This is a genomic window from Bradyrhizobium sp. Kon37, assembly GCF_055807535.1.
In genome coordinates, this window is the sequence record NZ_JBVVOY010000032.1 from 46,009 (window position 1) to 65,543 (window position 19,535).

Annotated in this window: 13 protein-coding genes and 2 pseudogenes; 8 read left to right on the forward strand and 7 right to left on the reverse strand. The window is 57.2% G+C overall.

From position 1 onward, the window contains the following. Positions 1 to 746: 746 nt before the first annotated feature. On the forward strand, positions 747 to 1,172 hold the full coding sequence (locus AC0L3J_RS33715; protein ID WP_473349933.1) for a hypothetical protein: 426 nt from the start codon (positions 747 to 749) through the stop codon (positions 1,170 to 1,172). A 993-nt stretch (positions 1,173 to 2,165) separates the two neighbouring features. Further along, positions 2,166 to 2,792 carry an FMN-binding negative transcriptional regulator gene (locus AC0L3J_RS33720; RefSeq protein WP_007600152.1) on the forward strand — a complete coding sequence of 209 codons (627 nt, stop codon included), beginning with the start codon at positions 2,166 to 2,168 and terminating at the stop codon, positions 2,790 to 2,792. 419 nt (positions 2,793 to 3,211) lie between these two features. On the opposite strand, the gene AC0L3J_RS33725 is transcribed toward AC0L3J_RS33720, so the two are convergent. The 4 genes from AC0L3J_RS33725 to AC0L3J_RS33740 all read right to left on the reverse strand — a co-directional run bounded on the left by AC0L3J_RS33725 (position 3,212) and on the right by AC0L3J_RS33740 (position 9,990). Beyond that, positions 3,212 to 8,776: a trifunctional serine/threonine-protein kinase/ATP-binding protein/sensor histidine kinase gene (locus AC0L3J_RS33725; protein ID WP_473349934.1), complete on the reverse strand. Its 5,565-nt coding sequence runs from the start codon at positions 8,774 to 8,776 to the stop codon at positions 3,212 to 3,214. A gap of 150 nt (positions 8,777 to 8,926) precedes the next feature. After that, a complete protein-coding gene (locus AC0L3J_RS33730; protein ID WP_473349935.1) occupies positions 8,927 to 9,250 on the reverse strand; it encodes a hypothetical protein in 324 nt (107 codons plus the stop codon). Beyond that, on the reverse strand, positions 9,247 to 9,546 hold the full coding sequence (locus AC0L3J_RS33735) for a HipA domain-containing protein (RefSeq protein WP_246648954.1): 300 nt from the start codon (positions 9,544 to 9,546) through the stop codon (positions 9,247 to 9,249). Before AC0L3J_RS33735 ends, AC0L3J_RS33730 begins: the two co-directional genes overlap by 4 nt. Before the next feature lie 126 nt (positions 9,547 to 9,672). Further along, positions 9,673 to 9,990: a HipA N-terminal domain-containing protein gene (locus AC0L3J_RS33740; protein ID WP_456766021.1), complete on the reverse strand. Its 318-nt coding sequence runs from the start codon at positions 9,988 to 9,990 to the stop codon at positions 9,673 to 9,675. 1,681 nt (positions 9,991 to 11,671) lie between these two features. Here AC0L3J_RS33740 and AC0L3J_RS33745 point away from each other — a divergent pair. The 6 genes from AC0L3J_RS33745 to nolL all read left to right on the forward strand — a co-directional run bounded on the left by AC0L3J_RS33745 (position 11,672) and on the right by nolL (position 17,500). Continuing rightward, complete coding sequence (locus AC0L3J_RS33745) at positions 11,672 to 12,301, forward strand: response regulator transcription factor (RefSeq protein WP_088941395.1); 630 nt, start codon at positions 11,672 to 11,674, stop codon at positions 12,299 to 12,301. 84 nt (positions 12,302 to 12,385) lie between these two features. Next, the gene (locus AC0L3J_RS33750; RefSeq protein ID WP_473349936.1) at positions 12,386 to 12,775 is read left to right on the forward strand and encodes a response regulator transcription factor; all 390 of its coding nucleotides are present in this window, start codon (positions 12,386 to 12,388) and stop codon (positions 12,773 to 12,775) included. 258 nt (positions 12,776 to 13,033) lie between these two features. Further along, positions 13,034 to 13,237, forward strand: coding sequence for a hypothetical protein (locus tag AC0L3J_RS33755; RefSeq protein WP_473349937.1), 204 nt, complete (start codon positions 13,034 to 13,036; stop codon positions 13,235 to 13,237). 61 nt (positions 13,238 to 13,298) lie between these two features. Further along, positions 13,299 to 13,439 (forward strand): hypothetical protein, encoded by a 141-nt coding sequence (locus AC0L3J_RS33760; protein ID WP_231189053.1) that lies wholly within the window; start codon positions 13,299 to 13,301, stop codon positions 13,437 to 13,439. 366 nt (positions 13,440 to 13,805) lie between these two features. After that, positions 13,806 to 15,068, forward strand: a complete 1,263-nt coding sequence (gene ectB / locus AC0L3J_RS33765; RefSeq protein WP_473349938.1) for a diaminobutyrate--2-oxoglutarate transaminase — start codon at positions 13,806 to 13,808, stop codon at positions 15,066 to 15,068. Positions 15,069 to 16,378: 1,310 nt separating this feature from the next. After that, positions 16,379 to 17,500: a nodulation factor fucose acetyltransferase NolL gene (nolL, locus tag AC0L3J_RS33770; RefSeq protein ID WP_326952109.1), complete on the forward strand. Its 1,122-nt coding sequence runs from the start codon at positions 16,379 to 16,381 to the stop codon at positions 17,498 to 17,500. A gap of 219 nt (positions 17,501 to 17,719) precedes the next feature. Here nolL and AC0L3J_RS33775 read toward each other — a convergent pair. From AC0L3J_RS33775 to AC0L3J_RS33785, 3 genes and pseudogenes are all read right to left on the reverse strand, one after another. Beyond that, positions 17,720 to 18,842: pseudogene (locus tag AC0L3J_RS33775) on the reverse strand (aminotransferase class III-fold pyridoxal phosphate-dependent enzyme); the annotation flags it as partial. Continuing rightward, a pseudogene (bioD, locus tag AC0L3J_RS33780) lies at positions 18,839 to 19,254 on the reverse strand (ATP-dependent dethiobiotin synthetase BioD); the annotation flags it as partial. The pseudogenes bioD and AC0L3J_RS33775, both read right to left, overlap by 4 nt. 101 nt (positions 19,255 to 19,355) lie before the next feature. Beyond that, the coding region (locus AC0L3J_RS33785; protein WP_473349939.1) for an ATP-binding protein at positions 19,356 to 19,535 on the reverse strand (180 nt) is incomplete at its 5' end.

The following is a 19,535-nucleotide window of genomic DNA, read 5'->3' on the forward strand; positions in this document are numbered from 1 at the left end:
CAAGTTTTGCGGATTGTTCAAGCAGACGAGGGTGCATCTCACTCGCTTTCGATGACGAACCTCGCGCTGCGGGTACTCTTGAGCAAGCACCATGCCAGTCGGACACGAGCTGTGAACGTCAGGTTGATGATCCGAACAGCTTGCCAGGAGTTCGATGGCACCTCCAATCCTCTTGCAATCCGAACCCGCAAATACACCAGAGGTGAAAACTCTGAGGCTAGCGCCCCGGTCCGGGGCGAAAGGCACGCAACACCGAGAGGAATTGTACCGCTCGGTACCCGAACAGAAACGCGCCATACGGCCTTCGTGCAACTTTGAGCAGCGAGCCGTGCGTGCCGTTCTCGTCCAGTATGGCACCTGCCCAACTGTTTGCAGCAATCGGCCAAATACGGGCCGCGTCTGCGAACGAGCCATCACCGGCTCTGAAGGTGTCCGGGACCTGCCCTGGCCGCGATCACTACCGGCTTCATCCGCTGGAAATGGAAGAGGAATAGATGACCTTGGAAGAGACCCAAACGATTGAACTACGGTTTCATCCAGGCGAAAGCCATTGACCCGCGGCACTGGGATCGCGATGTTCTCGATGCACCGACGTCCGAGGGCGGTGAGGCAGATGCTCGGCATTGTCCCGGTGGCTTTGCCTAAGACGGCAAAGATATGTCCACTACCGGTCGTTATAGGTGTTTCAATGTTGTCGAAGTATTACCCTCGACGAGTGCTTGCACAGATGATCCAGCAACCACTGCATGGAAAACTCCGCAACTGTGTTGCGCATTCGTGTTGTGGAAGTAATTGTTAACGAGATGGATAATGGCCTGCGCACCGTCAATGTGCGGCGCCCGCCCCGAGATCTCATGAAAATAGTTATTTGCGATAGTGATCGTCTCCGGGACACCAAGAAACAGGAGGTTCCAATAGTGTTTCCCGTTAGAATAGGAGGAATAGACATCGCTGCCATCGAAGTCGTTCCAGGAAAGCGTAATATTCGTCGTGGGGAAAAAGCGGCCGACAATCGTCTGACGCCCGATATTGTGAAATCGGTTGTGATAGATCCACACCAGGTCGGCTCGTGCAATTGCAATAGCATCACCGGCAAATATCACGCCTTCATTGATATCACTGATGGTCAGGTTGCGAATAACGACGTTGCTGACCCCACCCCTTCACTTTGATTGTAGCGGCCGAGCCAATGCCGATCACCGTTTTGTTTGAGCCAATTTCCAGCGGGCGCTTGCCGGCCCTGTCGAATGCGACCGACGTCTTCTCCTTGCCATCGCAATGCGCGTCGTTTCCATCGATAAGAAGAAGGGACTCACGCTTGTAAGGTGCCGAACAGGCACGGCCGTATTGGGACCCCTGCCCTTCGCCTCGCCCCTCCGTACCGGTAAAGTCTATGGTTCCGATTACCTGGATCTCGCGCGAACTATCGTCATTGCACTGGCCGAAGCTGTACCGCCGACAGAACTCATAATTCAGAGCTTGGTTGATCTGACTTGAACTATCTCGCCTCCCAGCCCGCCCGTCGCTGCAGAGCCAAAGCCCATGCTGGCCTCCGATCGCACATCGTTCGGTCCGAGGAGGGACGAGACGCCGAGGACGGCAGCAAGTCCGCAGAGCACGCGCAACGAACGCTTGATGTGCTCCATCGTGTGTTTCATAGGCATATGATGCTCTCTCTTACCTCCGCAATTCCGCACGACAACCTGAATTTTCGAGCCGAAATGCTGAACTAGACGGGGCCATCAGCATGCGGCGCTAACGCCATTAGATCGTCGTCAATAAGGCAGGCTGGTAACATCGGAAGCATGCTAAACAACGGTCGAGGTGTGCAGCCGCGGGCACCGTGCCAGATGGAATCGACCTGGGTAGCCATTGAGCGGCTCACGACCGATGAAAACAGCGGTCGATGCTTCGAGAACGCGGTCAGAATGAAAGCAACATCTTATCCCACGTTTCACCGTAACGCGCACGGCTCGAAGGCAACGGCGGGACCAGCTTGCAACCGCGCTCTTTGATTTGCGCCTTCGACGCTTGATGGGCTAGCTGCCCTAAGGCCCTGGAATGCAACTATCTAACCTGGCTGTTCCTGTGATCCCGAATGAGGCGTACCGCAGTTCAAATCATGAGACGCCCGGCTTCCGTCGGGCTGTCTGGGAGCTTCACTGATGTACACGCCGTCCTGCTTCCAAGTTCTCGATATCGCCGGCCTTCAACAAACAATGCGCGAGGCACGGACAGCGACACTGGTCACCGCCACTCACGAGGGGCTTGTTGGAACGTTGCTGCCCGTAGTACTCGACGAGAGCGCAGGCTCGATGGGCACGATTTACGCGCACGTGGCGCGTGCTAATCCGCAGTGGAAGCTGACACCAACCGGAGAGGCGATGGCAATTTTCGCTGGGGCGGAGGCCTATATCAGCCCTTCATGGTACGTGACCAAGCACGAGAGAGGCGAGGCCGTACCAACGTGGAACTATGTCGCTGTGCATGCCTACGGACAAGTTGAGTTCTTCGAGGATTCCGATCGGCTCCGAGAGGTAGTCACGCGGCTGACCGATGTACATGAGCGCTCAAGCAAAGACCGCTGGGCGGTCTCGGACGCACCTGCCGATTTCATCAAAGCGGAGCTCGAGGGGATTATCGGCCTGCGATTGCAAATTACACGGCTAGATGGCTCACGGAAGATGAGCCAGAACCGCAATGCCGCGGATCGCGCCGGCGTCATCGAGGGCTTATCCAAGAGCAACCGTGAGGAAGACCGTCGTGCGGCTCACCTCATTCCGAAAGGATGACGAACCCGATCGAGGTATTGTAAACGAACCGGTGTCACGTGGACTTCCTCCACTTCCTCGACTGCTGTCCTTCTGCACAACCACGCGCGGGCGGCGGGTTTCTGCTCGCGGCAGGTGCTTTACACAGCACAGGAACGCGCGGCGTCCGCGAGCAGCACCGCGAACGCCCAAGCCGCTAGGCCAACTCCAGCTTTTATGGCGTGCAAGTCTCAAGAGATTTGCAAGGAGCCCTCCAAGCGTCTGGAATCTGACATTGCGGTCAGATTGCAGACTCTCTGACACTTCACGACAATCTGCGGTCGCGCACACTCCCGACGGGCAGCAAGAAACGCGAATGTCTCACATTTGCAAGGTCGCGCAGCTCACTTCTGTCACAATGATCGGGGCTCCCGGACCACCTGCTCGACCTCGAATTCGGCCTAAGACGTCCAAGAGACCTGTTTCGCCTGCTCGACGCCCTCCGGCGCAACGGGTATGCTGAACTGAAAGAAGGCCCCGTGAGGATCATTGGCGCCCGCCCAGATCCGGCCCCCATGCGCCTCAATAATGGAATGGCAAATGGCCAGCCCCATGCCCATGCCTTCTGACTTGGTGGTGTAGAACGCCTCGAACATACGGTCTGCGCTGTTTGGATCGAGTCCTGGACCTGTATCCCGAAAGCTGACCAATACATTATTCGAGCCATCTGTGCGCGTCGTGATCAGTAATTCGCGTTCGCCTTCGTTGATCTCGCTCATAGCCTCGATGGCATTCGTGATCAGATTGAGAATCACCTGCCGTACCTGAACGCGATCTGCCCGAACGAGCGGCAAAGCCTCAGGCCTTCGGGTTTGCACCCACACGTCATTTTGTGCAAGTTCCGCGCGGACTAGGGCCAACACCTCTAAGATCAATTCGTCAATTGCAAGAAGCTCGGTTTGCATGGGCGCTTTGTTCATAAGAGCGCGGATCCGACGGATCACGTTTCCTGCGCGCATACTGTCACGAACAATCAAACCGAAGGTCTGCCGAACCTCTTCCAGATTTGGCGGTTGAGCACCGAGCCAATTTAGCCCCGCCCCCGCATTACTGCTGATCGCGGCAATCGGCTGGTTCACCTCATGCGCGATCGAGGCGGCCAGATGTCCCATTGTCGTGATCCGATTGGCATGTGCAAGGCCCATCAGAGTCTCGCGATAGCGCCGTTCGCTTTCGCGGGCCTCCGCTTCCGCTCTCTTTCGTTCTGTCAGGTCCAGGACGAAGCCAACACCTTGGTCCTCTCGCACATCGAACACGGCGAGGCCAATGAGCACTGGCACGCGACTGCCATCCTTCCGAACATACTCTTTCTCGAACTGCTGAACAGCTCCGGTCCTTTTTGCTTCTGTGTGAGCATCCATTGTGCGCTCGTGCCATTCTGGAGGCGTCAGATCGAGACCGTTCACTCGGCCTGCGAGGAGATCTTCTTGCTCGTATCCAACCATCGTGAGGAAGGCTTGATTTGCTTCGATGATCTCGCCCCCTTCGTGAATGATAAAGATTCCGATGATGTTAGCGTCGAGCAAGCGCCGGATTTTCGCCTCCCGTTCCTGAACTTCGCTGTACAACCGGCTGTTTTCGAGCGCTGTTGCAGCTTGAGAGGCAAGCATTTTCTGCATTGATGTTCGGGCAGCCGAGAATATGCGTGGGGCGAGATTATTCTCCAGATAAAGTACGCCGATCAGCTTGCCCTGCGTGATGAGTGGCAGGCAAAGAATAGAACGCGCTTTGCGCTCGCGGATATAAGGATCTTCGGCAAATGAAGGCTGGACGACAGCGTCTTCGAGAACCACGTTTTCGCGGACACGTAGCACGAAATGCAGCACGGATTCGGGAAGAGCCATCGGAGTTACGGGCTGTTCATCCACCTTTATAACGAGCGCATCTGCTACCGTTTTGCCTTCCGCTTCGATCCGTGGCTCGTCGCCATGCAGCAGAATCAACACACCTCTTTCGGCGCCGGCCTGCTCAATGGTAGTCCGCATAAGCTTGTCAATTAGCTTCTGAAGCACAATCTCGCCGGAAATCGCCTGCGACACTTTGATCACCGTCGCCAGATCAAGTTGCTCAACCGGAGCTCCGATCGTCATGCCATTCACGGCAAGCGGGGGCTCCTGATGCATGAGATGCGGATGCAGCTCCTCGAGTTGACGCACCTTACCATCCGCTCCCCAACGAAGGTAGCCGCGCCGCGCGTCCTGCAGGTAAACCCGGGAGATCCTGGCAAAACCGCGTGCAGCATAAAAGCGCGCTGCAAGTTCACAAGCGATCCCCTCGTGGTGGGGGAAACCGTTACGTCCTGCGGTTTGGATCGAGTGTTCGTACAGTCGCATTGCGTCTGCATCCCGGCATTCTAACCTCGCAATTTCAGCGCCGACCAAGGCAGCCCGATTCTCGAAGTTGTCGGGGCAATTCGTCGCCCATGTCTGCAGTTGCCTGTAATGAGCATCAATGACATCTCGGTGTGGCTGTTGTTCGCCTTCGCCCAGCCTGTCGCAATAACACGAGTGAGATAGCGCACCATAAAAGTGAAACTCCGCGGTCAAGGGCTCTGTTGGTATGGTCCATAGTTTGGGCTCGGCCTTCGAGCGAGCCTCAACAGCCGCAGCATAATCGCCGGATAGGAAGCGCGCCTGAAGTTTGCGGATCCAGTAAACGGTTTCGCTAGGTGACTCCGGACTTCCTGCCAACGATGGTTCAACGTCCAGCTCGTCAAATTGTTGGTCGTCGAAGCAACCGAGCGAGCGCGTGAGGCCGCGCATGGTTCTGACGATTGCGAGCTGAGCGGCTACCGCCTCAGCAGCAAATTGTACCTTTCTGTTCCGGATCGTAGCAGCGCTTTTCTCTAACTCGTTCTGTACCTCTTTCAGGTGATCTCCGGCCATCATCATACTTCCGGTTAGATGGACCGAACTGTACGCCTCATAGATGACATCACCGCTACTGACCGCGGCTTCGAGGGCGCGCCGGATCAAAACTCGGCCGTCTCTAAGCGGCTTCGTCCACGGGATCACGGTGGCTCCGACGGCCAAATAGACGTGAGCCCGAAAACGAGAGAACTCGCCGCGATCAGCCAGATCGCAAGCAAGACGACCAAATTTATCGGCCGCTTGGTAGTCACCGAAGCGTCCGGCCGAGATTCGGCCTAACCATGCGTAATGGGCGCAGGAAGCATCAGTGTTGCCGTATTCGAGGCTGATGCTGACCGCTCGGCAGATCACTAAAGCGGATAAATTGGCGTCTGTGAAACCTGCAGCCGGAAGAATCCGCGTCAACACGGCGAGCGTGGCAAGCTTGGCCTGGTCTGTCATTCGAGGCAAACCAGCAAGATCCTCGATTGCGTCGGGCAGCTGTGACCACATCCGCTGATATTCGGCCAGCATTTCATGGTCCGTCGGACGCTGCGACCACTCGATCCCGACGTCGCGAAGATATTCGAGACCTATGAGCACTGCCCGGCCGTGCTGACCCAGCGTCAAGTAAAGATCGACCCGCAAACATGCGACCGTTGCTCGTTGTGGCCCGTTCAAAGCTCGCTTCGACAGTGCGGACAAGAGACGCTCTGCAATCTCCAGCTGGCCTACCAAGAATTCGCATTCGGCCCGGCTGGTCTCGAGTGCGAACGCGAGCTCGCGGCGCCTTTGCCAAAAATTGGGCGCGAGCAGCGCAGCACCGACGGTGAAATATGCTAGCGCCGAGGCGTAGGCCGCCGAGGCCTTGGCACGCTGCCCTGCGATCAAGTTCAACTCGGCGAGCTGCTCTCGCTCCTGACCGGAAGCGATGAGCGCGACGCCTCGATTGAGCTGACTGACAATGTCGAAGATGGCCTCTTCGCGTTTGTGCGCAGGGATGTGTGCCGCGAGCATCCGACCGATCCGCAGATGGGAAGGAGCGCGCGAGGATTCCGGCATCAGCAAGTAGGCCGCCTCTTGAACGCGATCGTGGACAAAGCGGTAGGCTGTCCCATGCCGCACGATCAGTTCCTGCCGGATTGCCGGCCACACGGTCGCGTGCACTTGCTCCTCTGGAATTTCGAGCACAATCGCAAGCTCCGCCGTCCCGGCGATGTTGCCGAAACAGGCCAGCTGTTGCAGCGCTTCCTGCGTTTCCTTGGGCAGCCGGATGAGCTTGCCGAGCATCAGATCGACGACGTTCTCGGTGTACGCTTTTGCGTGAATTTGCTGCAGATCCCAACGCCAGCGCGCCGACACGTGATCGAACGTCAACAGCTGCTCTCCGGCTAGTTCAGACAAGAATTGAACGGCGAAGAACGGATTGCCCATCGTCTTCTGATGCACCAACTTCGCAAGCGGGGCAGCGCGTTTTGGTCCGCAGCGAAGGGTATGCGCAACCAACTGCCCGACGTCGTCTGCGCTGAGCGGCGATAGCGTGATCTCCTGTAGATTTTGGCCGGCTCTCCCGATGGACTCGAGCTTGCGTTTGAGCGGATGATCTGCATCAACTTCGTTGCTGCGGTAAGCTCCAATAAGCAGCAGGTGCAGATCCGGCTGGGTCAGCAGATCCTCGATCAGGTCGAGTGTTGCGGCGTCATACCACTGCAAATCATCGAGGAAGAGCACCAATGGATGGGTTCGCCGGGCGAACACGCCAATAAAGCGACGAAACACGAGCTGGAAACGGATTTGCGCTTGGCGGGCTGGAAGCTCAGCAACCGCGGGCTGCTCGCCGATAACAAGGCTCAAATCGGGGATCAATTCGACCATCAGCCGTCCATTCCCACCGAGCGCCTCCCGGAACGCCTGCCGCCAAGTCGCGAGTTCGCCCTCACTTTTGCTGAGAAGAGGACGCACAAGGCTCTGAAAGGTCTGCACTAGTGTCGCATATGGCACATCGCGCTTCACTTGGTCGAATTTGCCTGATGCCAAGAGCCCGCGATAGGGCACGAGTACTTTGTGTAGCTCCTGGACGAGCGAAGACTTACCGATGCCGGAATAACCGGCAACCAGCACCAACCTCGGCGCGCCGCTCTTCACCGCTCGATCGAAAGAGCCAAGCAAGGTCTCGATCTCGCGGGCTCTCCCATAGAGCTTCTCGGGGACGATCAACCGATCAGGTGTGTCGTCTGCGCCAAGTTCAAAAGGCTCGATGCGACCATGGTTGGCCCATGCTGCCAGACAGTGTTGCAGATCGTGTTCAAGGCCAGCGGCAGTCTGGTAGCGTTCCTCGGCGGTTTTCGCGAGGAGTTTCATCGCAATGTGAGAGATTGGCTCCGGGACATTTTGCGATTTCTCGAGGGGCGGTGTTGCTTTTCTTGCAATATGACAATGAATCCACTCCAACGGGTCTGAGCCCGTGAACGGCAGCGCGCCGGTCAGCATCTGGTAGAATATCACCCCAAGTGAATAGAGATCACTGCGAGAGTCGACCGAGCGATTCATTCGTCCGGTCTGCTCGGGCGCCATGTAGGGCAGCGAGCCGGCGATGAACTCGGCAGGCTCAAGCGGCACCCGCTCGCGGGAAAGCCGGGACGCCAGCCCGAATCCGGTGAGTCGCACTTGTTCGTCAGGACAATTGACCAGAATGTGACCGGGTTTCAGGTCCTTGTGGATTAAGCCGCGGCGGTGGAGCTTGCCCACGGACCTCGTGACACCAATAGCAAGGCGCAGGAAGCGCTGAGGCTCCATGCCGACTCCAACTAAGTTTAGCAGCGGCTCGCCGCATGGATCCTCCAGGACGAGCATGGTACGACCAGCTTCCCGGATGAGTTCCAGAGGTCGCACCGCCCATGCCTCATCTAGCTCCTCTCTCAGCTCATACTCGTGGGCGAGGCACTCGATCGTGGCGGGGTCTTCCCCGGTGGGCCGCACGAGAAGCACGACAGCCTTGCTGCCGTTGATTTGCCGCCACGCACGGCAGAACACACGACCTCCGTCCCTCCACAGGGGCTGGATGTCGTTGTCGAGATTTGAGCCGAACACATTTCGGCTGGGAGGGGCGCGCGGCATTTGCCTGACCAAACTAAGAAGACGCGCGCCAAATCTGACACATAAGAGGCGCCATTGTGAAGGAACTTCACAAAATTCGCTGCAGGGTCCGGATCATGGCCGCCAAAGAGAGCCCGCAGCAAGCACAATATAACGGACGCAAGCTGTATGTTAGAGCCCGATCGTGTCGATCGAGCGCAGCCCTGCGCGCAGCTCGAGCCCGGGCGGCGGCTCCGGACTACGCAGCGCGCCGGCGCGGAAGGAGTCCTTCGCGATAGAGCGACTCAAGCCGAAGGCTTCCCACGCCAAGGACAGCGGCTCGATTGACGTGTGGCCGAAAATGCCGCCACTAACAATGAAGTTGTTTGGCACGTCTACTTTGAAGAGGAACAACTCGCCCGGCTGGAGCGCCCGAAGCTGCGTGATGCCGCTGGGTTGCCACGAAAAGGTTAAAGATAGCTGGAATACCGGGCCGCCCTCTGATTCGTATTTCAAGGCGGCGGCACGGACAAAGCCTGGCAGCAATCCTCTTGAGGCAAATGTAGGGGACGGTTGTCGCCGGTCCAGCGGCGATCGAACCTCTCAACCACGAGCACACGGTTGCCTTCAAACTCCTCGATCGCGATGGCGGCGCTCGGAAGTCCGAGAGCTGCTGTCAGCTGGCAGAAGAACTCATTCTCGACGCTGTAGGAAAGATTGAGGCCGTTCGGTAGTCGGTCAATCCGCGGTTTGAGAATGTGCGTCGTGGCTGTAGTCGCCAGCGGCTTGTACCAACGCCCTTTCCAGAACAAGAGCGCGGTCTTTTCCTGGGCGCCGGCGATCGAGATCCGAAAGTCCTCGTCCTCACCAAGCTCAAGGAGAGCCGATGCAAAGGTCGCCGAGAAGCGGGGCGATTCTCGTCGTCAACGGGTCTGCCGTCAACAGCCCCGGCAGCGGCCGGGTTCGATGCCGTCCGGCAGGAATTGCAATGGACCGACGCAGTCCCGTCCGACACCAATGAGTAGGTTGTAAGCGTCGATGCCCTGAGCGTGGACTCGCTCCGCCATACGATGGCGGATGGGCATGCTGTCGGGCAGGAGATTGTCGGAAACGGCGACGACAGCGGCACCGATATAGCGGTCCCTCACGCAGAGCAGAGATAGCGACACGGGCAGCGCATGCTCCCAGGCAAGCCAGGACGGATCGTACTGAAAGTCGATTGCGCCGACGAATGGTGTTTTGCAATGCGCGTTCACCGGCTTCGGATGAGGAGAGCACAAGGTTCGCTTTGTGGGCAATCTCGGATCGGCACATACTTTGATCCGTCATCTCCTCGACGAAGATGGGTGCGCTGCCTAAAACCCAGCGACGCTCCTTACAAGCTGGGTTCCAGCGAGCCCTTCTTCGATAGCCCTTTCGAACGGAGACGGCTGCGATCCTGAACGACGTGTTCCTTGCCCTGACCAAGGCCGGCCACCAGCCTTGGATTGGCGAACAACCCCGCAATGTCAGCACGACAGTGGGCCGTTAAGACGATCTCGTTCACGCTCGACCACCCGGGGCCAGGACGCAGGCCAACGGACGACTCCAAACACCGCATGAAGCTTCCGAAACCCTCCGACTGGAGATCCCAGCCACTGGAGAACAGCGGAACGCCTTCTCGTCCCAGTCGCGCTGCGACAGATCTAACTTGCCAACTACGAACTCCACCTAGTCGGCTCGAGAGATGCTAACTCGATCAATCTAAAAGACATGTACAACGTGACCCTACGTACGATTCAAGCCTTTCCCGTCTGTGTGAAGTAGCAGGGAGTCACCATCTACTTTGGCTGCTAAACGAGTCTCAGTTTTGCCACGCGGGTCACATCATCTGGGACACCATCACCACGGATGTACTGGCGATGTGGGGCGAACCCGGCACACTTCTTCTCAAAGGAGTGCGCCGGGCCGCCTTAATGAGTTGCGTCGGAAGATTGATGAGCTAGTGGGCGGTTGGCGGCTGCTCCAAGCGGACCGCTCGAGCCAGTTTCAGCCCTATACTGCGGCATTGAGGAGCTAAGCTTCGAATCAGCGTGCTCGATACGCACCTATGGTGCCCGCCAATCCCGCGAATGCGCCCTCTCCATTTGAATTACACACATCATCTTCGGATACGAGCAGCGAAGCAATCGGCAGGACGCACGAACGTGGGCGCCCCCGCAGCTCGAGATGATTACATTTCCTACAAAGCACGACCGAAAGGACTTGAATCGCACCATGCGTCAGGTTGTACGAAACCGATGCAAGGTGCTTTCCCAAGCTCGCTAAAGACGCAACTCACAGGCGCTCTGACGACGCAAAAAAGAATTTATGTGCTGATGCCGCTGCTACTCGTTCTGATGTCCATTTTCTTTACTGCGGGTGCGATAGTCTACGCCTCATGCCGATCTCAACAACGCCGGCGGGATCGGCGCATGCACAGGCACATTGGCCCCAATTCGCTCAGCTCGCGCCCCCGCGTGCAGCTACCGAGGCGGCGGGCATTTTGATCCGGCCGCTTAACGAGAGTCCGCCGACGCCTCATGCGCCTGAACGGGGATGCCAAGCGGCATCCGCCGCCAGCTAGAGCGAGCGCCTCAACTTGGCTGCTGATTGATTTGATCAATGCCGCCGGGCCGTTCCAACGGGACGGCGGACAGACGGAAGCCAGTTCTCGACCACTCGGGCCCTTTTTGCTAGACTTTCGTGATAATGTCTTACGCACGCAAACGGCTGGCCGTTCGCATACCTGGAAGATCTCAGAGATTTGCACTGCGCGAAAGCTCCTGAGAAGGCCGCCACGAGCAACCTTTGGTCGTGGCTCCACGGAACTTCTACCACGATTGCAAAAGTGAGGCTTTTATCGTGACCAAGCGCTCTGAACCGCGGAAGCAAGCCGCAACTGTCGAAGGGCCGGAGGTGAGACCGAGCGTGTTGGTCGTCGACGACGACCTCTCAATGCGCGAATCGCTCGTCAACCTGTTTCGTTCGATCGGTCTAGACGTTGTTGCTTTCGGATCGGCCCAAGAACTGCTCCAGAGCGAGCTTCCTGATGTTCCCAGCTGCCTTGTGCTTGATATCAGACTGCCGGGCTTGAGCGGGCTGGAGCTCCAGATTGAATTAGCCAAACTGAAGGTTCACATTCCCATTATTTTCATCACCGCTCATGGCGATATTCCGATGACCGTCAAAGCGATGAAGAATGGAGCAATCGATTTTCTCGGCAAGCCGTTTCGCGATCAGGAACTGCTCGATGGAGTGGTCGCAGCGATCGAACAGGATCGCAAGAGACGAGCTATAGACAAGGTTGTCACGAAGCTGCAGTCCTTGTTCGAGGCTCTAAGTCCACGAGAGCAGGATGTCTTGAGACTGGTCGCCACGGGCCTCTTGAACAAACAGGTAGCCGCGGAACTCGGGCTTGCCGAGATTACAGTCAAAATCTACCGGGGGCACGTGATGAAGAAGATGGGTGCTCGATCACTAGCCGATTTGATTAGAATGGCGGAGAGGCTGGGAATTGGGACCGACCGTTTCAGAGTACAAACCTAAGTATGATTTTACAATTTCTTCGTACACGCGCACCCTTCAGCTGGCCGCCATGCTTCGGCCAGTGCCTTCGCCCAACCAGGACGGGTGGTCTTGTCTAACACTATTTCCGTTGTCGACGATGATCCTTCAATTCGTGTCGCGCTGAACAACCTCTTGAAATCACAGGGCCACATCGTTCATACGTTTGCTTCGGCCGAGGAATTCCTGGAGTCGTCTCAATTGAACAGCACGTCCTGCGTAATTGCAGACGTGCAGATGCCCACGATGAGCGGCTTTGAACTTTTGGAACAGATGCGGACCCAAGGCCACGCTGCGCCATTCATTTTGATTACTGCCTTCGCGGATGATCGCACGCGAGCCCGCGCTTTGAGCGCCGGCGTGACCGGCTTTTTCGCTAAACCGTTTCCCCCTCTGGAGTTGATGGCCTGCGTCGATGAAGTACTCCGCGAGCACCGTCCCGGAACAAACGCCTGAAAGCGGGGCAAGCAATCTGGACCAAGCCGCGCCCGCGCGGCGCTCACGATGTCGATCAACGCGCGTTTGCTCGTGCTTACCCCGCGCCAGTGGCGACCATCACCTTTTGATGTAGCCGCACTCCTGTCGCTGTTGTCGCACTTTCGACGTCTGGTTGAAGCACTTGCTAGTCCGGGCCCCTGACAACATGCCTCCCGTATGATCGCGTAATCCGACGAGGCCGAAGCGCTCGTCGCGTTAACGCAGGAGCGCGCGATCTTGAGTGCGACAACCATTGCTGAGTTCGGCGCGAAAGTGCCACGGATCCGGCCGCCGAGTTTGGGGGAAGAGGAGGCGGCGATCGCGGCCAACATCACGGAGTTTGTCAAGACGTTCGCTGCGGAATTCCGAGAAGCCGCAAAGACGTATGTTGGCAGATCGAATGCTGGCGGATCGAACGGTTTGCACCGCCAGATCCGCTAAATTCGGTTCGATCCCAGCAACTCTTCGGACTGAAGCACCGGAAGCCTACGCATCCGTTGGAATGGCAACACAAGTGCCGCTGGCAGATTCGATCTCAAGCCATGCCTTTGCTGCCGAATCCATCCACGCCGACGACTGCCCGGCGATTGTGTCGACCAAGCGCAAGGCCAAAACCGGTCGGGCGGCGGGCGTGTCCTTCTAGTCCCTGAGACCGTGGCCTGAGCATGTCGCTTCCGGCTCGCGGTATCCTGACGCAAGGTACCGCACGCATGCGCAACGTCTTCCCGCGCGGCTAGGTAAACCTGTTCGCGAAAGATGACTTAACACGGGGGCCGTCGCTGGATGGGGACGAAGCTACTAGAGATGGTAGCTTTGTTCCGCCTGGTTCTCAGGTAACCCGTTGGAGCTGATTTTTAGATGCGCTACGCGCAACCCAAACGATGCCGAGAGGCGCGGAACCCGCGGTCATGGCCTGCCAGTCCTGCACGATGTTGGCCCGCGTTGTTTCATCGGGCAGATTGTCTGGTCGACGCGACGACCGCATGGTTGGAGTACACAGGGGAGCCGAATGAAGACAATTGAAACGCTAGAGTCCAATGTGCGTGCGTACTCACGTTCCTTTCCTGCTGTCTTCAATGGGGCGCGCGGTTCAATTATGTTCACAGAGGGCGGCCGAAAGGTCATAGACTTTCTGTCTGGCGCTGGAACGCTAAACTATGGCCACAACAATCAGCAGATCAAAGCAGCAATCAGCGACTATCTGGAGTCGGACGGGGTCGTCCACGGCTTGGACATGGCCACTCCAGCAAAAGTCGAATTCATGGAGACCTTTAGCTCTGTTATTCTTCGGGAACGGAATCTTTCCTACCGCTTTCAATTCACCGGGCCTACAGGAGCTAACGCCGTTGAAGCAGCTCTAAAGCTCTCGCGTAAAATCACAGGGCGTCACAACGTCATTTCTTTCACGAACGGATATCACGGCCAAAGCTTGGGAGCCACAGCCGCGAGCGGTAACCGCTTTTACCGTAAAGCCAGCGGGATTCCCTTATCCGGCACAACTTTCATGCCCTATGATGGGTATCTTGGCTCCTCGTACAGTCCGGCGGATTACGTTCGAAAGGTGTTAATGGACGAGAGCAGTGGTACTGATCTTCCAGCCGCCATTCTCGTCGAAACCGTGCAAGGAGAGGGAGGCATTAACGTCGCCGGCAAGGAATGGCTGCAGTCAATGCAGGCTTTGGCAAAAGAAGTCGGAGCTATTTTCATAGTTGACGATATCCAAATGGGCTGTGGTCGCACAGGTGAGTTCTTCAGCTTCGAGTTCGCTGCGTTGTCGCCAGACATTGTCGTGATGTCGAAATCGCTGAGTGGTTACGGCTTGCCATTGTCGATGCTCTTGATCAAGGAAGCGATCGACGCATGGGAACCAGGCGAGCATACGGGAACATTTCGCGGAAACAACCTTGCACTCGTTTCTGGCAAGGCGGCATTGGATCTGTATTGGCGCAACCAGACGTTCTCGCAACAGATCCAACGCTTGGGTGCATTTATGCGGCGTCGACTCGATGCTATCGCGCATCAGCACGGAAACGAGTTTGCCGTTCGTGGACGCGGCATGGTATGCGGCTTCGATTGCAAAACGAGCGAGATCGCAGAGGCGACGTCACGGAGAGCATTTGTGAAGGGATTGATTATCGAGCGATGCGGACCGACGGATCAGGTTGTCAAGTTCCTGCCTGCACTTACGATCACCGAAGAAACGTTGGAACAGGGGCTCGATATATTCGAGGAGTCATTGACTGAAACCTTGAAGTTGACCCGACCAAGCTAACCTGCCGGCACACGAGAGACACTGGTCCTAGCGACAGCATCGCCGCCAACGACACTGGCGTCGGCCCTTGCTTCGCGCCGAAACGGTCAGGGGTTGTGAGGCAATAATGTGGAGCTAACGCCTGAACGCCAGCGCTGTTTGTGATCCGCTGAGTCGCTGGTGCGCGAAGAACGCCTTGCTCCCTGCTTGGTCCGCAACACGTGAGTGTGGAGCCCCCTAGGTCCGCCGAAGGCGACCTCGTTGGCGGAGCGGAGTCGAATGGTGTAGTAGGCCTTCAAAGTGCTGCGCGACGAGTTATTGAATGACGATCGCATCTAAGCCAGTCCACAAGTGAGGAGAGTCCGCCCGCCGCTGCGATCTACCGCCTCATCCCCACGCCAAGCTCAGCTGATATTGATCGAGAAGCCTGCCTCGGCGACGTCGCGCACGCGCATCTGACCGTGCTCTTTCACGCACTCCTGCGTTAGATCTGGGCTCCTTGGAGTATTAGGTCATGTTGCTCGAACGCAGTTGGTCATCCGCCCAAGTACGATCAACCAGGCCTCCCCCGGATGCACATAAGCGACGAGCTTCAGCTAGAGATGGTACTCCACACGCGCAGCCCGTTTCACGCCTGGCCTTCATGAGCACGGGTCCATCACACGGGTGCGGACTTTGTCAGGACCGTAGACATTCCGCAGCTGCGATCCAGCCGAGCCGTTTACACCATAAATGCGGCAGCAATCACTGCGGCGGCGGCTTTACGACAAAAGTCGTCACGGCAAGCGCGGTTCAGGCGTGAGTTGCACGAAGCCGAACGAGCAGCTCAATTCAAAAGCGTTGGTCCTCGGCTTTTGCTCCACAACTCGGAGCACCGATATCCGTGTGCCCCCCAGCCCGATGCCATAGCCCCAAGTTGGCGTGATCGAGTTCAGCTATCAGACGCCCCGTTAGCTTGATCACCCCGGCGTCGACGGGACCAAATGTCGACTATGCTGGGCGAACCGAAGAAGCCCGACGCATCTGCCGGGTCCGAGATGCGTCGGGCTGAGTGGGAGACTGAGTGCGACAGTCTTCCTCCCAGAGCCGCGTCTGCAACTAGCATGCCGTGCCCGCACTGCTAGCCCAGCGTCTCAAACCAAATATCGGCTCTCTACCGCACAGTTTGCTGAGGCGTACAGAGATGCTCGGCCCACGGCTAGTTCCTCAAGGCCTAACCAGTTGAGCTTGTTGCCCTTCCAAAAACTCCCACCATCACCTTTCGTCTCAACCAAAAATGAGGCAGAAGAAGCGGACAACGGGCCGCCGGCTCATCAACAACAGATATCTAGATGTTTGATAGATTGCAACGCGTGACTGGAATAATGGCCCCGAGCTCGCGCACGACCGGGGCAAGCGATCGAGATCTGAGCTTAGATTTCGCGAAAGGTGCGCTCATTGTCTTGGTAATCGTTGGGCACCTGATCCAGTATGTCATCTATCGAGACGGCGGCTTTTGGTATTCGCCGTACTACAAAGCAATCTATATGTTTCACATGCCACTCTTTATGGCGATAAGCGGCTATCTTTCTTCTCGATCGTTGCTGCAGAAGTCGTTCACTCAGGCCGCCATCGCCCGTGCGACGCAGCTCTTACTGCCCATGCTGTTTTGGTGGGCGCTCATGGAGACAGCTAAGTCAGCGGCATTGTGGCGCGCGACCAGCCTAACTACCGGACTTTTGGAATTTGTAGACGATCTTGCCGGCACATACTGGTTCATCTGGGCCACGTTTGTTTCTTACCTTCTCATCAAGATACTCACCAGGCTGAGCCACCGATCGTTGGTCATATCTGGCTCAGCGATACTGATTGCACTCGTTCCTCTGACGTTCTCCATATCACCCTTGATCAGGTTCACTTACCCGTTCTTCTGCTTGGGATTCTTGTTTGCTCAATCGAACGAACGATGGACGACTACATCGCGATCTCACAAGCCGCTCTTGATTTTATTTCTCTCGGTCTTGACTTGCGTATGTTTTGTAGCCTGGGGCAAGGACACTTATGTCTACAATAATCTTGGACTAATTCACGATTTTCGGTCGGCCAAAGACGTGCTTCTGATGTTTGTTGGCGCTGCAGCTGCCTCAGCAATCGCCATCGAACTCTTGCTGCAATGCTGGCGCTTTAGCCACTCAACCCGAATCGCCCGCTTTATAGCTATGGAGTTGGGCCAGACCACGCTGCTGCTCTACCTTGTCCAGGGTACCGTGTTCCGTCTAATGGATTTCATACAGCTCGGAGAACTTTGGGATCTCACGAGCCGGTTGATCATCGCGGGTCTGCTCGGGGCGGCAATTGTTGCGATCGCGCTAGTGGTCCGTTCGACTGTTCGCGGCGTTCCATATCTGTCTCAGCTCGTCCTTGGAATGCCACCGCGGTCAGGTCTCCCGCGAGTCAAACCCGCAATGAACTAGCTGTATGCATTTGATCGTCCGAGTACGGCAGGATGTTGCGATGGCATCGCCTTGTGCTGCCGCCGGAATAGCGTTCGAAGCCCGATCGGGCGGCGTCGGCGTCCACCGGCCGAGCCGGTCGGCATAGAGTAACGTAACATGCGAGTAACCATCGTCCATTTCGGCACCTTATGGCAAGGCACTCTCAACTCGTTCCGGAAGCCGACGACAACTCAGACTCCTAAAGAAGGCGTGAAGCTTCGGGCCGACGCCTGCCAATGGCCGGTATCCTTCGTCTTCAGATCGAGTGCACTGTGATGGCGCCGCTACGGCGAACGTTTGCAAAGCGCGGATCGCCGCGGAATGGTTCAATTGCCTGCTCTTGCATGGTTGCGAGCGCAGCAATGCGTCTGACCTGTCTTTCCACAGTTCCAGGTTAGCCTTGGCGGCGGCACAGGCCAGCGGATTTGCCGTGAACGAACTCGAGTGAAGGAATGTGCGTACGGTCTTTCGAGTAATGAGCATCGAAAATCCCTGGCCAGCACAGTGTCACAGCGAGCGGCAGCGCCCCTCCCGTGAGGCCCTTGAATAGCACGCTCTATCTGGCACAACATTGGCCTGCTCACAGGCGAGATTGTTCCGGTGCGGCTCCAGCCCGTCATGACCTCATCGGCAATGAACAGGACGTCCGACGCCTCGCAGATCCGCTTCATCTCACTTAGCACCCAAGTTGGGTACCTCAGCATTCCGCCTGCCTCAACACCAGGCTCGACAATAAGGGCTGCGCGATTTTCGTGCCGACATGCTGATTCAAGCACATCAAGCGTTGCCTGCTCACGACCGCTCGCAGGGAATGGCATTGAGGTCAGGTCGAACAGGAGCGGTCCGTACGCCGCGTTGAAGACACCGCGGGCACCAATCGACATCGCGCCGAACGTGTCGCCGTGATGGGAGTGCTTGACAACGATGCGTGTTCCCTGTTTGCCTCTATTGTGCCAATAGCCGAGTGCCATGTTCAAGGGCGACTTCAAGCGGCTGAGCCACTGTCCGAGTAGAACACATGGTCCAAGCCTTGGGTTATGAGTTTCAAAAGGAGCCGAGCGACCTCCTCGGCCGGATCATGCGTGTAGCCGGCGAAAATGACTCGCTTCAATTTGCCGGCCTATTCGTGAATCGCGCTCACGATCTGCGGATGGCAATGGCCGTGAGTGACGCCCCCACCAGGATGCGACTGCATCTATGATTCGATGATCATCCGCAGTGTGGAGATAAGCACCGTCGCTACGCACAACCTTGGTCATCTCTTGTGAAGCGCATGCTGCGCGAATGGATGCCAGATGGGCCACCTGTTGTTTGGCTTCATGGCTGGAAGTCGCTGGAAATGAACGAGTCTTTGAAGACGACCGTAGGCTGTCTGCCGTCAGAGGAGAAATCCAGGGCAGCCGGCCTAACCAACGCACCCGCGCGATGTCACAAATTGCGCTTTCAGTTTCAGCATTTCTTTCCCCCGATAATGCGATCCCAAGAATGTCGATCTGGCGCTTTCGCAACGCCTCAATCGGCAGCAGGGAGTGATTGATGGTCCCGAGTAGCGTGCGGGCGCGGAGCACGACGGGAAGCCGCCACCGCTCGAAGATGTCGATGTAGAGTGGGCTACGGTTCAGCGGCACCATCAGCCCGCCGGCGCCTTCGATGACGAGCGGTCGCTCCCCGGCCTGCGGCCCGATGAGCGAATCCGGGTCGATGCGAATTCCGTGCGGATTCCGGGGATTGCGGCCAGGGATTCCGATTGAACGCGACCATGCATTCCGATCGAAGGCGGCCACCTGTTCCGACGAAGGCGGCCGGAGTGTCGTTGCCGGCATGAGGAGTTGGGTCAGGTTTTCTTGGCTGCGTCAAGATTGGCGCGCTGCGCAGTGATCTTTCGCATGCTGTCTCCCTTGAGTGTGAGGCGGTGAGCATTGTGGACGAGCCGATCCAGGACGGCGTCGGCGATGGTCGGGTCGGCGATGATCTCATGCCAATTTTCGATCGGTACCTGGCTGGTGATGATGGT

What these genes read in the sequence shown, in the direction of transcription:
- AC0L3J_RS33725 (WP_473349934.1), bottom strand. Translation starts at nt 8,776, where the DNA reads ATGCCGCGCGCCCCTCCCAGCCGAAATGTGTTCGGCTCAAATCTCGAC.
- ectB (WP_473349938.1), top strand. Translation starts at nt 13,806, where the DNA reads ATGAAGACAATTGAAACGCTAGAGTCCAATGTGCGTGCGTACTCACGT.
- AC0L3J_RS33715 (WP_473349933.1), top strand. Translation starts at nt 747, where the DNA reads ATGGAAAACTCCGCAACTGTGTTGCGCATTCGTGTTGTGGAAGTAATT.
- AC0L3J_RS33760 (WP_231189053.1), top strand. Translation starts at nt 13,299, where the DNA reads ATGGCAACACAAGTGCCGCTGGCAGATTCGATCTCAAGCCATGCCTTT.
- nolL (WP_326952109.1), top strand. Translation starts at nt 16,379, where the DNA reads ATGTTTGATAGATTGCAACGCGTGACTGGAATAATGGCCCCGAGCTCG.
- AC0L3J_RS33720 (WP_007600152.1), top strand. Translation starts at nt 2,166, where the DNA reads ATGTACACGCCGTCCTGCTTCCAAGTTCTCGATATCGCCGGCCTTCAA.